This window comes from Roseovarius lutimaris, from assembly GCF_900115165.1.
Lineage (GTDB): Bacteria > Pseudomonadota > Alphaproteobacteria > Rhodobacterales > Rhodobacteraceae > Roseovarius > Roseovarius lutimaris.
On the sequence record NZ_FOVP01000004.1, the window covers coordinates 17,181 to 29,680 of the forward strand.

The window sequence follows — 12,500 nt, forward strand, 5'->3', positions numbered from 1 at the left end:
GCCCTCACGTAGAGACGAAAGGAGCGTGTCATGTTCAAAGGATCTTTTCCTGCCCTGGTCACGCCGTTCAAGGACGGCGAGCTGGATCTGGATACGCTCAAGAAACTCGTCGACTGGCATATCAGTGAGGGCAGCCATGGCCTCGTGCCGGTCGGCACCACCGGTGAAAGCCCGACCCTGAGCCACGGCGAGCATGAAACCGTCGTCGCCGAAGTGGTCAAGGCCGCCGCAGGTCGCATTCCGGTGATCGCCGGGGCCGGGTCCAACAACACCCGCGAAGCGATGCGCCTGATGCAGCATGCCCTGTCGGTCGGGGCCAACGCCGCGCTGGTGGTGACGCCCTATTACAACAAACCCACGCAGGCCGGTCTGATCGCCCATTTCACCGCGCTGCATGACTGCTGTGACCTGCCGATCGTGATCTACAACATCCCCGGCCGCTCGGTCGTGGATATGACACCCGACACCATGGGCCAGCTTGCAAAACTGCCGCGCATTGTCGGCGTCAAGGATGCCACCGGCGATCTGGCCCGCGTCTGCGCCCAGCGGATCACCTGTGGCAAGGAGTTTGCCCAGATTTCCGGCGAAGACGGCACCGCCCATGGCTTTAATGCCCAGGGCGGACAAGGCGTGATTTCGGTCACCGCCAATGTCGCCCCCAAACTGGTGGCCCAGGTCCAAGAGGCAACGCTTGCGGGCGATTACGCCACGGCGCTTGAGATTCAGGATCGTCTGATGCCGCTGCATCGCGCGATCTTTACCGAGCCGGGCGTCGTCGGCGTCAAGTACGCCATGTCGCGGCTTGGCCTGTGCAGTGACGAGGTCCGCTCGCCCCTGACCCCCCTCACCGAGCCGACCAAGGCGCTTGTCGATGCCGGTCTGCGTCACGCCGGTCTGCTCAACTAGCCTCAAACGTAAAAGGATGAAGCAAGGTTTGCCCTGCTTCATCCCCTTCTTCTTGGCAAAACTACTCCGGGGGAGGCGCCGCTTGCGGCGACGGGGGCAGCGCCCCCTGTCACCCCTGCCGGATCAGGCCCGCCCTTTCCACGGCACAAGCCAGCTTTCCGCCTTGCGCATCAGGATGTCGATACCATAGCCGATGATCCCGATCAGGATGATCCCCATGATCACGATATCGGTAAGCTGAAACCGGCTCGCGACCATGATCATCATGCCCGCGCCCTTTTCGGCGGCGACAAGCTCGGCGGCCACAACCGTGCCCCAACAGACCCCCATCGCGACACGTGCGCCGGTGAAGATCTCTGGCAGGCTGTTGGGCATGATCACATAGCGCATCAGCTGCCATTTGCTCGCCCCGAGGGAATAGGCCGCATGCACTTTGGAAATCGCCACGCCGGACACGCCCGCGCGCGCTGAAATGGTCATGATCCAGAGCGCCGCAAGAAACAGCAGGATGATCTTGCCGCTTTCACCGATCCCCGCCCAGATGATCACCAGCGGGATAAGGGCCAAAGGCGGCACCGGGCGCATGAATTCCACGATCGGATCGAACCAGCCGCGGAACCAGTCACTCAGCCCCATGGCATAGCCAAGCGGAATACCCACCAAAGCCCCAAGGGCAAACCCCACGACCACCCGGAACAGCGACCAGTAGAGATGCTCGAACAGGGTAAAGTTCTGATAGCCCTGCTCGGAGATTTCAGCGACCCGCGACACCACCGATTCCGGCGGCGGAAGCCAGATTGGCTCCATCTGCATGCCCTTGGAGGGCGCGAAATTCAACGACCCCTTGCTGGTGATCGCAACCGTGCCGTTGCTGACCTTGGCGGTGTCACCGGGGGCGACGGGCTGGCCATCAATGGCCACAACCTTGGCGCCGTCCTTACGTTTTGCCTCATCGTTCTTGTCCATCAGCAATAGCTCTGAGCGCCAGGCGCCCACCGTGATGGAATCGTTCTTGGCAAAGCCATCGCCGGGCTCGATCTCGCGGTCGCTCACCTCTTCGCCGACCTTGAAGACGCGGGCGTAAACCGTGGCGTCATCGCGGCTGCCGTCGGGGGCCTCAAGCGTATAGACAAACTCGGTATCGCCGATGAACGGTCCTGGCGCATGGATCGGCACCCATTTGCTTCCGGTGAAGGCGCCCCAGAGCAAAAAGATCGTCACAACCGAAATCACACTGGCCCACCGATCCGGCCGCACCGCGCTTTCATCGCCAAAGGTCACCGTCTTGAGCGAGGTGTAATCGTTCATTTGGCGGAACTTGCTGACGCCCTTGCGCACGGCGAAAAACGCGGCCACGAAAATGGCAACATAGATGATCAGAATGGTCATGCCTCTGCCTCCTCGGTGCGGCCCATGATCTCTTCTTCCATATCCCAGATCATCGACAGGATTTCTTCGCGCTTCGCCCCGAATTCAGGGTGTTTCTTCACTTCGCGCAGGTCTTGCCCGACGCCCATTTCGGCAAACGGCAGGCGGTATTCCTTGTGGATGCGCCCCGGCCGCGGCGCCATCACCAAAAGACGCTCTCCCAGCAACAGGGCCTCTTCAACCGAGTGGGTGATCAGGACGATCGTCTTGCCGGTCTCTTTCCAGAGCTTCAGAACCAGCCCCTGCATCTTTTCTCGGGTCAGCGCGTCAAGTGCGCCAAGCGGCTCGTCCATCAGGATCACGTCGGGATCATTGGCCAGACAGCGCGCCAGCGCCACCCGTTGCTGCATGCCGCCAGACAGCTCATAAACCGCTTTTTCCTTGAAATCCTTAAGTCCGACGACATCCAGCAGGTGATCAACGTTACCGGCGTATTGGGCCTCGCGCTGTCCCTTCATGCGCGGGCCAAAGCTTACGTTTTCGCGCACGCTCATCCATTCAAACAACGCGCCTTGCTGAAATACCATGCCACGCTCGGCATCCGGCCCGGTGACAAGGTGATCGTTCAGCGTGATCTGGCCTTCGGTCGGGGCAAGAAACCCGGCCAGAATATTCAATAGCGTGGTTTTGCCACAGCCCGACGGGCCAAGCACACTCATCAATTCGCCCGTCTTCAATTCAAGCGAGACATTCTGAAGGGCTTGCACATGCGAGCCATTCGGCAAGTCGAACCGCATCGAGATATTTTCGATGGAAAGTGTGGACATTCCCACCCCCTGTTTGTCATTGGGATTGCTGCGCAAGAGCCCGCCCGCGGCACGGACGGGCCCCTGTCTGTCACATCGGGTGCGGTTTACATCCCGTTGGCTGATGCCAGCGGGCCGGTGTTGACGCTGTCTTCATAGGTGGCCAATGCCGAATCGATGCTACCTGACTCGACGAACACTTCGGCCACGCCTTTCATGAATTCCTGCGCGCCGCCGCCCAGCCATTTGGCTGTGAGCTGTTCTTCCACGCTGGGGAACACGAAGGTGTCGATGGTCGAGGCTGTCGCATCCAGATCCATGCCGCTATCCTTGGCAAGCACCGGCAGCATTTTGTCGCGGTTGCTGCCGTCGTTCCACATGGCATTTGCATCTGCGGTCACTTTCAGGAACTTGGCCACCAGATCGGGGTTTTCCGCAACAAAGCCGGCCGGGGCGCTTGTCACGTCAAAAACCAGAATACCAAGCGCTTCTTTTTCGGCGCCGGTCAAAAGGACATTGCCGTGCTCTTTCGCGCGCCGCAGGCTTCCGCCCCAACCACAGAACATGTCGATAGCGCCCTGTGCAATCGCTGCTGCACCCTCTGGCGGGGCCATGTTCACCACGTCCATGCTGGCGATATCCACGCCGAAATGGCTCATCTGCTTGAGGAAACCGTAATGCGCGGCGGTGCCAAGCGGCACAGCCACTTTCTTGCCGGCAAGCTCGCCCGCGTTGGTTTTGTCGATTTCAAGCGCCTCGGCAACGACGCAGTTGTCGTTTTCGGCATAGGACACGGCCACATCAAGCACCTGAATATCCTGACCCGCACTTGCGGCCACGACGAAGGGCGGCACGCCCTGGCTGACCGAAAGATGCACATCGCCGCTGGCCATGGCCGCGCTCATCGCGGTGCCGGTGTCAAAGGCACGCCAGTTGACCTTGACGCCCATCTCTTCGTCATAAGTGCCCATTTCCTTGGCATATTGGAACGGCATCGGCCATTCGAGGAAATACCCCACGGTGATTTCCTGCGCTGTCGCGGCGCCGGCACTGACCGCGAAGGCGGCACCGGCCACGGCCGTCATCAGCTTTGATTTCAATTTCATATCGTTTTTCTCCCGTTGATTACATTACTTTTTATACCTGAAACCGCACTTTTCGGCGGCTTTTGATGCGTCCGGCCCTGATCAGTTGAGCCCAGATGACGACAGGCATCGTCACAGAGTGAACCCGATCCAACAGAACCGATCAACGCAATAATAGCAGACCTAAGGTCATTTCAGCATATCCGAAAAGAAGTTTTTGGATTGCCTCAAAGCTGGCAATTTGCCGCTAGTTGCGATAAAATCCCATTATTTGCCAATGCATTAGACACAAAACTCAGGGCCAGAACAGATTTTTGGCCTTAAATATTGACTTCTTCTGGCCCTATCCGCACGTGGCATTTCCCGGCTGATATAAAGCCAGAACCAATATGGACAGTGACCACAGGCCCGCGCGTTGCGCCGGGCCTCAACCCGATGGAGCATCAAGATGGACGGCAAACTTTTCGACAATGATATCTCTCGCGTGGTCGAGGCCGACCGCGCCCATGTCTGGCATCACCTTATTCAGCACGCCCCCTGGACCGGCGAGGCCCCCAAGGGCGACCCGCGCATCATCGTCGAGGGGCGCGGCATGCGGGTCTGGGATCAAAAGGGCAAAGAGCACCTTGATGGCGTTTCGGGCGGGGTCTGGACCGTCAATGTCGGCTATGGTCGCGAACGGATTGCCAATGCGGTGCGCGATCAGCTGATCAAGCTGCCGTATTTCGCGGGCTCTGCCGGCTCGATCCCCGGCGCGATGTTCTCCGAGCGGCTGATTGCGAAAATGCCGGGTCTGACACGGGTGTATTATACCAACTCTGGCTCCGAGGCGAATGAGAAGGCGTTCAAGATGGTGCGCCAGATCGCGCATAAGCGCTATGGCGGCAAGAAACACAAGATCCTCTATCGTGAGCGCGATTATCACGGCACCACAATCGCCTGTCTTTCGGCCGGCGGCCAGGACGAGCGCAACGCGGAATATGGCCCCTACACTCCCGGTTTCGTGCGGGTGCCGCATTGCCTTGAATACCGCGCGCAATGGGATCTGGAAGGCGAAGATTACGGCATCGCCGCCGCCAACGCGATTGAAGAGGTGATCCTGCGCGAGGGGCCCGATACCGTCGGCGCGCTCTGTCTTGAGCCGGTAACCGCCGGTGGCGGCGTGATCGTTCCGCCCAAGGGCTATTGGCCGCGCGTTCAGGAAATCTGCCGCAAGTATGACATCCTGCTGCATATCGACGAGGTCGTCTGTGGCGTCGGGCGCACCGGCACATGGTTCGGCTATCAGCATTACGGCATCGAGCCCGATTTCGTGACCATGGCCAAGGGTGTCGCCTCTGGCTATGCCGCCATCGCCTGCTGCGTGACCTCAGAGCGCGTGTTCGACATGTTCCGCGACGATGCCACCGACCCGATGAGCTATTTCCGCGATATCTCGACCTTTGGCGGCTGTACGGCGGGCCCGGCGGCGGCGCTGGAAAACCTCTCGATCATCGAAGAAGAGGGTCTGTTGGACAACACCGTGGCGATGGGCGACTATATGCTCGATCAGTTGCGCGCGCTTCAGGACAAGCACGCGGTGATCGGCGAGGTGCGCGGCAAGGGCCTGTTCCTTGGCGCCGAACTTGTCAGCGACCGCACCAGCAAAGAGCCCACCCCCGAGAAACAGGTTCAGGCGGTTGTGGCCGATTGCATGGCCCAGGGCGTGATCATCGGCGCGACCAACCGCTCTGTTCCCGGCTTTAACAACACCCTGTGTTACTCGCCGGCCTTGATCGCGACCAAGGACGATATCAATCAGATCATCTCGGCCACCGACGCGGCACTGACCCGCGTGTTCGGCTAGGCAAGACGACCTCTCTTTTCCTGACTGACCCCGGCACCTTGATCTGTGCCGGGGTTTTTTCATGTCCCGCTGGTGCCCCTAGGCAAGCGCCATCCAGATCGCCACCCCGGCAAGCATCGCCGCCAGCCCCCGGTTCAGCAAAACCGCCTGATCAGGGTGCGACCAAAGACGCGTAAGCCACCTGCCAAGCGCGGCCCAAAGGGCAAAGGCCAGCATGTTGTTGAGGGTAAACACCGTCGCGACCCCAAACACACCAAGACCGGGGGCCACGCTGAATTGGGTGAACATCAGCGCGATGATCACATAGGCCTTGGGGTTGAACAGCAAAAGCACCATGCCGCCGCCAAACCCCATCGGCCGCGCGGCCCGCATGTCACCGCCCTGCATTGCCCCGGCGCGCCAGAGCCCAAGCGCAAGCCACATCACATAGCCCGCGCCAATGATCTGAAGCGCCTGCGCCACCGCGGGCGCGCCCCGCATCGCGACACCAAAGCCAAGCCCGATCGCCAGCGTCACCGCCCATGTCGCAATGTGATAGCCAAAGCTCGCAGGCCATGTCGCCGCAACACCGAACCGCGCGCCCATGGCGGCAAAGATCATGTTGCCCGGCCCCGGACTATAGGCCAGCGGCAACAAAAAGATCAGCAAGGCAGAAATCGCAGGCCCCATGACAGCCCTCCTTTTGCCAGCAAGAGTTACCGCAATCGCGCCGCCACGCGACCCGTTTCCTGCGCAAAGCAAAGCCCGGGCTGTGACACCCGGGCCGCCAAAACCGAGACGCGCATGCAAAAGCGCGGCGAGGGTCGCCCTAGATCACCACAACCTCAAGCGGCGGGAAACCGTTGAACCCAACCGAGGAATAGCTTGACGTATAGGCACCACAGTTGCGGATGATGATCCGGTCGCCGGACTGAAGCCCAAGCGGCATCGCAACCGGGCGCTTTTCGTAAAGCACATCGGCACTGTCACAGGACGGGCCCGCAAGAATGCAGGGGCCGGTTGCCTCATGCTCGCGCTCTGTGAGAAACTGATAGCGGATCGCCTCGTCCATGGTTTCGGCAAGACCCGAGAATTTGCCGATATCAAGATAAACCCAACGACAGATGTCATCCTCGGATTTGCGGCTTACCAAAAGCACTTCGGCGGCGATCATGCCGGCCTCGGCGACCATGCCGCGACCGGGCTCTGCCATCACGCGGGTGGCCCCGGGAAAGCGCGGTTCGACCATCGCCATGACCTGTGCGGCATAGACCTGCGGTGCTTCGATCTCTTCGCCGTAAAACGCCGGGAAACCGCCACCGATATTGACCATGCTCAGGTCAAAACCGGCTGCGCGGGCCTCGGCCCAGACACCTGCGACCTGATCCAGCGTTTCGCGCCACATTTCGGCGCGGCGGGTCTGGCTTCCGACATGGAACGACAGGCCAACCGGCTTGAGGCCAAGATCGCGGGCACGGCCCATCAGGTCGCCCGCCATTTCGGGCGCACAGCCAAACTTGCGGCTCAGCGGCCAGTCGGCGCCGGTCGCGCCGACCAGAAGGCGGATATAAACCTCTGCGCCGGGCGCATGGGTCGCGATCTTTTCAAGCTCCATCTCGCTATCGGCGGCAAACAGGGTGATGCCTGCGCTATGGGCAAAGGCGATGTCGCTGGCGCGTTTCACGGTATTGCCGAACGAGATGTGATCGGGATGCGCGCCAAGACTCAGGCAAAGCTCGATCTCACCACGCGAGGCCGCATCAAAGTGGCTGCCTTCTGCGATCAGCAGTTCGATGATTTCGCGGGTCGGGTTTGCCTTGACTGCATAGTGAATGTCGGCCCGGCCAAGACCGGCCTTGAGCGCGCGATACTGGCGCGCAACCGTGTCACGGTGAACCACCAGCGTCGGGTGATCAAATGACGTGCGTCGGATGTAATCGACGATCACGGATGAGGTATCGAAAGGTGCAAATACGGCATCGCCGCCCGCAAGGGGGTTCACGTAAGCGTTCATGGTCATCTCCAATCAGACCCGGGCTTTCACCCGACCAGTTCATAACAGGAGACGTTACCGTCGCTACGTAAACACGGGTGGCGGGGCCACCGGCCAGAGGCGCGTGCGTTGGCGTCTATGAATCGCATTTAGGGCGGTGATTGAGTCGGCGCAACAATTTTTATCCCGTGCAGCCAAATTTTTCAAATCGGCGGCAATGAGGCATGAAAAAACCCGGGCATTTCGGCCCGGGTTCTATCGTTTTGCCAAGGCTATGCGCCAGTTCAGCGGCTTTCGCCCTCGTCCTCATCGTCGTCATCCGACGCATCGGGCAAGTTGAAAAGGCTTTCGGCATCATATGTCTTTTCGCGCTCTTCCGGCTGGTAGTCCTGACCAAGTGTAAAGCTTTCAAGACCCTCGATCGCGGTCGGAATCTTGGGCTCGGCGTCCATGCCAAGGCTCTGCTCGGTGCTCAACAGCTTGCGACGTTCGTCATCGCTCATCGCGGCGCCTTCGCGGGCCTTCTTGGCGCTGGCCTTCTGCACGGCGGCATCAAGCTCGGATTGCTTGCACAGCCCAAGCGCCACCGGGTCGATCGGCTGAATATTGGCGATGTTCCAGTGGGTCCGCTCGCGAATCGCCTGAATGGTCGGTTTGGTCGTGCCGACAAGGCGCGAAATCTGGCTGTCGGCCAGCTCGGGATGGAACTTGACCAGCCACAAAATCGACGCCGGGCGATCCTGGCGCTTGGACAGCGGGGTATAGCGCGGCCCACGGCGCTTTTCCTCGCCCTGCGCGGCGGCGTTGAACTTGAGCTTGAGTTTATGCAGCGGGTTTTTCTGCCCCGCTTCAATCTCTTCCTCTGTAAGCTGATTGTTGGCGACCGGGTCAAACCCCTTCACGCCTGCGGCCACATCGCCATCGGCAATGCCCTGCACTTCAAGCTCGTGCAACCCGCAGAAATCCGCGATCTGCTTGAAATTCAGCGTCGTGTTATCCACCAGCCATACGGCGGTGGCCTTGGCCATGATTGGTTTAGACATCTCAGGTCTCCTTCACGCAAATCTTTCCCGTCGCCTGGAGGGGCGGTTCCGGTCTAGGCCGGAACGGGTTTCCATTGTCGGGGAACTTGAGGGGTATATACTGGCCTCTGACGCAAAATGAAAGTCCAAAGAATGCCGGTGATCCTGCTTGTCCTGTTCAGCCTGCTCAGCCTGCCCGCATTGGCACAATCGGATCGCGCCGGAGAGTTTGACTATTACGTCCTCTCGCTCAGCTGGTCGCCGACATGGTGCGCGCTTGAAGGCGATGCGCGCCGCTCTCCGCAATGCGATGAGGCGCGTGATCACGGCTGGGTGCTGCACGGGCTCTGGCCGCAATATCATCGCGGCTTTCCCGCCCACTGCCAAACCGCCGAACGCCCGCCCTCGCGCCAGATGACAAACGCCATGGCCGACATCATGGGCACCTCGGGGCTGGCCTGGTATCAATGGAAAAAGCACGGTGCCTGCACCGGGCTTTCGGGGCCGGATTACTATGCGCTGGCGCGCCAAGCCTATGACAGCGTCACCCGCCCGCCGGTCTTTCGCAACCTCTCGAAACCGGTAAAACTGCCCGCCTCTGTGATCGAAGAGGCCTTCCTCAAGGCCAATCCGGGGCTGGAGCCGGATATGCTGACCATCACCTGCCGCGAGGGCCGCATTCAAGAGGCGCGGCTTTGCCTCTCCAAAGACCTCACCCCGGTGCCCTGCGGGCGCGACGTGGTGCGCGATTGCCGCAAGAAAGATGCGCTTTTCGATCCGGTCAGGTAACATTTCAGGCAGGCGTCGCCCCTGACTTTCATCTTTCCAAAAATACTCAAAATCCCGCGCTCCCCGCGCTCAGAGCATCCGCAGGATCAGACCCACGATCGTCACCGGCACCAGACCCACGTGCAACACATGATCAAACCAGTTGCTGCTGCCCCAGCCCATGATCCAGAGCGCCTGACCCAGAACCGCGACGAGTGGCAAGAAAACCTGCCCCGTCAGCACGCCATATCCACAAATCGCCAGCACCATCACCGCCACCGGCACCGGCGCATAGCCAAGCCGGTAAAGATCAACCCGTATCCACCCCAAGGCCGAGGCCAGAAAGACAAGGTAGGCCAGCAGGAACACCAGCAGTTCGACGCTTCCGAACGGGATCACCGCCACGCCCATGCCCGCCGCCATCTGGCGCAGGGCCAGCGCGGGCAAAGCCACCCCCAAAGGCGCCAAAAGCGCCATCAGCCCCGCCACCGGCAGCCAGCTGCGCAACACGAGCACCCCAAGGGCCATCGCACCACCGCCAACCGGCCCTGCTATCGCAAATCCAACCCACGCTATGACGAGGGCCAACCCGATCCACTCCACCGCTGCCCTCATTGCGCCATCACCCATGCCGCGTTGAACAGATGCAGGCGAATGCCGCGCTTGCCGTCGGTGGAATAGGTCAGCGCGATGTCATCCCCCACACGGGCGAGCATCGGATAGCGCAGCGCGCCCCTGGCCTCGAAGCGATGCACATGCCGCCAGCTTGCGCCCTCATCCTCGCTCACCGCAAGCCGAAGAGCGTCGGGGGCCTCCGCATCGTCATTCATCGCCATCAATATCCGCCCGTTCCCAAGCGACAGCGCCGCCACCGGCGCGTTCGGGTTGGCAATTGCAAGCGCCTCGGCGGGTGACCAGCTTTGGCCGCCATCACTGGTCCGGCTCAACCATAGCGTTCCGCTGCGGTCGAGATCGCGCAGAAAGGCAAGCGCGCGGGTCGCGTCAAGTGGTACGATCATCGGCTGGACGGCTTTGATGCCGCTACCGGACATACGGCGCTGATCGCGGACCCGTCCCCTGGCGTCAAACCGCACCAATGCGCCATAGGTCACACCCATTTCGAAATAGACAGGCAAGGCGTGACTGCCGTCAGCGTAGGAAACCATCGGCGATTTCACCAGAAACGACCGGTTGAGGATTGGCGAGAGGTTGAGCTTGCTGGCCCTGACAGGCCCGCGCGCGCCTGTCGCAACATCCGCGATTGCGGCCATGGCCCAGCCCCCCACCGACACGGCGGTGGTATAAAGGTGACCGGGCGCCGCGTCATTCTGAATGGTATTGCCAAGGGTCACCACCAATTGACGCGGCTCAAGCACACGCGCCAAGGCCTCGCGGGTCAGATGGCGCGCGGGCTCTGAGCCGTTCCAGACCTCGCCCTCACGGGTGAAATGCACGGCGAAAATATCCACATCGGGTTTTGCTTCGGCGCTGCCCTGAAACCAGATCACCGAAAAACCATTCCCGTCCTGCACAATCGCGGGCGCATGTGCCTGGCCCTCTGAGGTGGTGTACTCCAACAGCGTTTCAAAGCGTGGGGTGCGTGTGTCGGGCAAAGCCTCTGGGCGCGCAAATCGCCAGTTGAGCGGCACACCGCGCCGGATCGACCAGAGGCTCAGGCACAGGCTTAGCCCTGCAAGCGCAAGGATCGCCAGAGACGGCAGTGCCACCCTAGCCGACCTTCAGAACGATCTTGCCGATATGTCCGCTTGTTTCCAGCCGCGCATGCGCCCCTGCCGCATCGGCCAGCGCAAATTCGGAATCCATCACCGGCGCGATCTTGCCTGCTTCAAGCAGCGGCCAGACGTTTGCCAGAAGCGCCTCGGCGATCCGCGCCTTGGCCAGATCGCTTTGCGGGCGCAGGGTGCTTCCGGTGATTGTCAGGCGGCGCATCATCAGCTGGGCAAAGTTCAACTCGACCTTGGGCCCTTGCAAAAACGCGATCTGCACAAGCCGCCCGTCATCGGCCAGCGCCTTGACGTTGCGCGGAAGATAGTCACCGCCGACCATATCGAGGATAAGATCGGCCCCGCCCGCGGCGCGCATTACATCGACAAAATCATCCCTGCGATAGTTGATCGCGCGCTCGGCGCCAAGATTTTCGCAGGCCTGGCATTTTTCATCCGACCCGGCGGTGGCAAACACCCGCGCGCCGAATTCGCGCGCGAGCTGAATCGCGGTGGTGCCGATGCCGCTTGATCCGCCATGCACCAGAAACCGTTCTCCGGCCTTGAGGCCGCCGCGTTGAAACACATTCGACCAGACGGTGAAAAACGTCTCGGGCAGGCAGGCCGTCTCTTTCAACCCCATGCCAGCAGGCACCGGCAGGCAATGCGCGGCGGGGGTGGAAACATATTCAGCGTAGCCGCCGCCGGGCAAGAGCGCACAGACCTGATCGCCAAGCGCAAGGCCGCCAACGCCCGCGCCAAGCGCGACCACCTCGCCCGCGCCCTCCAACCCGGGCAGATCGCTTGCGGTGGCGGGCGGCGCATAAAGCCCGGCACGTTGCAGGGCATCGGGGCGGTTGACCCCGGCATAGGCCAGCCGGATCACCACCTCACCAGCGCGCGGCTCGGGGCGTGGGCGGGATGTGGGCGCCAAAACCTCGGGGCCGCCTGCGTGGGTGATTTCAACGGCCTGCATCGTCTTGCTCATGTCTTTTGATTCCTT

The 12,500-nt window shown here is 61.2% G+C and carries 12 protein-coding genes; 3 read left to right on the forward strand and 9 right to left on the reverse strand.

The annotated features are described in order from the left end of the window. The first annotated feature begins 30 nt into the window (after positions 1-30). Positions 31-906: a 4-hydroxy-tetrahydrodipicolinate synthase gene (dapA, locus tag BMZ91_RS04375; RefSeq protein WP_092835165.1), complete on the forward strand. Its 876-nt coding sequence runs from the start codon at positions 31-33 to the stop codon at positions 904-906. Positions 907-1,029: 123 nt separating this feature from the next. Here dapA and BMZ91_RS04380 read toward each other — a convergent pair whose 3' ends face one another. The 3 genes from BMZ91_RS04380 to BMZ91_RS04390 form a co-directional block, all read right to left on the reverse strand. Further along, positions 1,030-2,295: an ABC transporter permease gene (locus tag BMZ91_RS04380; protein ID WP_092835167.1), complete on the reverse strand. Its 1,266-nt coding sequence runs from the start codon at positions 2,293-2,295 to the stop codon at positions 1,030-1,032. Next, a complete protein-coding gene (locus BMZ91_RS04385) occupies positions 2,292-3,101 on the reverse strand; it encodes a taurine ABC transporter ATP-binding protein (protein ID WP_092835169.1) in 810 nt (269 codons plus the stop codon). The genes BMZ91_RS04380 and BMZ91_RS04385 overlap by 4 nt, the downstream gene beginning before the upstream one ends. Before the next feature lie 86 nt (positions 3,102-3,187). Next, positions 3,188-4,186, reverse strand: a complete 999-nt coding sequence (locus BMZ91_RS04390) for a taurine ABC transporter substrate-binding protein (protein ID WP_092835171.1) — start codon at positions 4,184-4,186, stop codon at positions 3,188-3,190. Between the two features lie 427 nt (positions 4,187-4,613). Between BMZ91_RS04390 and BMZ91_RS04395 the strand changes: the two genes are divergently transcribed. Beyond that, positions 4,614-6,011 (forward strand): aminotransferase family protein, encoded by a 1,398-nt coding sequence (locus tag BMZ91_RS04395; RefSeq protein ID WP_092835173.1) that lies wholly within the window; start codon positions 4,614-4,616, stop codon positions 6,009-6,011. A 78-nt stretch (positions 6,012-6,089) separates the two neighbouring features. On the opposite strand, the gene BMZ91_RS04400 is transcribed toward BMZ91_RS04395, so the two are convergent. The 3 genes from BMZ91_RS04400 to BMZ91_RS04410 form a co-directional block, all read right to left on the reverse strand. Then, the gene (locus BMZ91_RS04400) at positions 6,090-6,680 is read right to left on the reverse strand and encodes a LysE family translocator (protein WP_092835175.1); all 591 of its coding nucleotides are present in this window, start codon (positions 6,678-6,680) and stop codon (positions 6,090-6,092) included. Positions 6,681-6,819: 139 nt separating this feature from the next. Further along, complete coding sequence (locus BMZ91_RS04405) at positions 6,820-8,004, reverse strand: type III PLP-dependent enzyme (protein WP_092835510.1); 1,185 nt, start codon at positions 8,002-8,004, stop codon at positions 6,820-6,822. Positions 8,005-8,267: 263 nt separating this feature from the next. Then, positions 8,268-9,026 carry a DUF1013 domain-containing protein gene (locus tag BMZ91_RS04410; RefSeq protein ID WP_092835177.1) on the reverse strand — a complete coding sequence of 253 codons (759 nt, stop codon included), beginning with the start codon at positions 9,024-9,026 and terminating at the stop codon, positions 8,268-8,270. Positions 9,027-9,143: 117 nt separating this feature from the next. On the opposite strand from BMZ91_RS04410, the gene BMZ91_RS04415 reads away from it, so the two are divergent. Beyond that, the gene (locus tag BMZ91_RS04415; protein ID WP_092835179.1) at positions 9,144-9,794 is read left to right on the forward strand and encodes a ribonuclease T2 family protein; all 651 of its coding nucleotides are present in this window, start codon (positions 9,144-9,146) and stop codon (positions 9,792-9,794) included. A gap of 69 nt (positions 9,795-9,863) precedes the next feature. Here BMZ91_RS04415 and BMZ91_RS04420 read toward each other — a convergent pair whose 3' ends face one another. The 3 genes from BMZ91_RS04420 to BMZ91_RS04430 are packed head-to-tail and all read right to left on the reverse strand — an operon-like array spanning position 9,864 to position 12,485. Continuing rightward, positions 9,864-10,388 (reverse strand): hypothetical protein, encoded by a 525-nt coding sequence (locus BMZ91_RS04420; RefSeq protein ID WP_143076297.1) that lies wholly within the window; start codon positions 10,386-10,388, stop codon positions 9,864-9,866. Then, a complete protein-coding gene (locus tag BMZ91_RS04425) occupies positions 10,385-11,500 on the reverse strand; it encodes an exo-alpha-sialidase (protein WP_092835183.1) in 1,116 nt (371 codons plus the stop codon). The genes BMZ91_RS04420 and BMZ91_RS04425 overlap by 4 nt, the downstream gene beginning before the upstream one ends. Position 11,501: 1 nt before the next feature. Then, positions 11,502-12,485 (reverse strand): NAD(P)H-quinone oxidoreductase, encoded by a 984-nt coding sequence (locus tag BMZ91_RS04430; RefSeq protein ID WP_092835185.1) that lies wholly within the window; start codon positions 12,483-12,485, stop codon positions 11,502-11,504. Between the last annotated feature and the right edge of the window lie 15 nt (positions 12,486-12,500).

What these genes read in the sequence shown, in the direction of transcription:
- dapA (WP_092835165.1), top strand. Translation starts at nt 31, where the DNA reads ATGTTCAAAGGATCTTTTCCTGCCCTGGTCACGCCGTTCAAGGACGGC.
- BMZ91_RS04380 (WP_092835167.1), bottom strand. Translation starts at nt 2,295, where the DNA reads ATGACCATTCTGATCATCTATGTTGCCATTTTCGTGGCCGCGTTTTTC.
- BMZ91_RS04385 (WP_092835169.1), bottom strand. Translation starts at nt 3,101, where the DNA reads ATGTCCACACTTTCCATCGAAAATATCTCGATGCGGTTCGACTTGCCG.
- BMZ91_RS04390 (WP_092835171.1), bottom strand. Translation starts at nt 4,186, where the DNA reads ATGAAATTGAAATCAAAGCTGATGACGGCCGTGGCCGGTGCCGCCTTC.
- BMZ91_RS04395 (WP_092835173.1), top strand. Translation starts at nt 4,614, where the DNA reads ATGGACGGCAAACTTTTCGACAATGATATCTCTCGCGTGGTCGAGGCC.
- BMZ91_RS04400 (WP_092835175.1), bottom strand. Translation starts at nt 6,680, where the DNA reads ATGGGGCCTGCGATTTCTGCCTTGCTGATCTTTTTGTTGCCGCTGGCC.
- BMZ91_RS04405 (WP_092835510.1), bottom strand. Translation starts at nt 8,004, where the DNA reads ATGAACGCTTACGTGAACCCCCTTGCGGGCGGCGATGCCGTATTTGCA.
- BMZ91_RS04410 (WP_092835177.1), bottom strand. Translation starts at nt 9,026, where the DNA reads ATGTCTAAACCAATCATGGCCAAGGCCACCGCCGTATGGCTGGTGGAT.
- BMZ91_RS04415 (WP_092835179.1), top strand. Translation starts at nt 9,144, where the DNA reads ATGAAAGTCCAAAGAATGCCGGTGATCCTGCTTGTCCTGTTCAGCCTG.
- BMZ91_RS04420 (WP_143076297.1), bottom strand. Translation starts at nt 10,388, where the DNA reads ATGAGGGCAGCGGTGGAGTGGATCGGGTTGGCCCTCGTCATAGCGTGG.
- BMZ91_RS04430 (WP_092835185.1), bottom strand. Translation starts at nt 12,485, where the DNA reads ATGAGCAAGACGATGCAGGCCGTTGAAATCACCCACGCAGGCGGCCCC.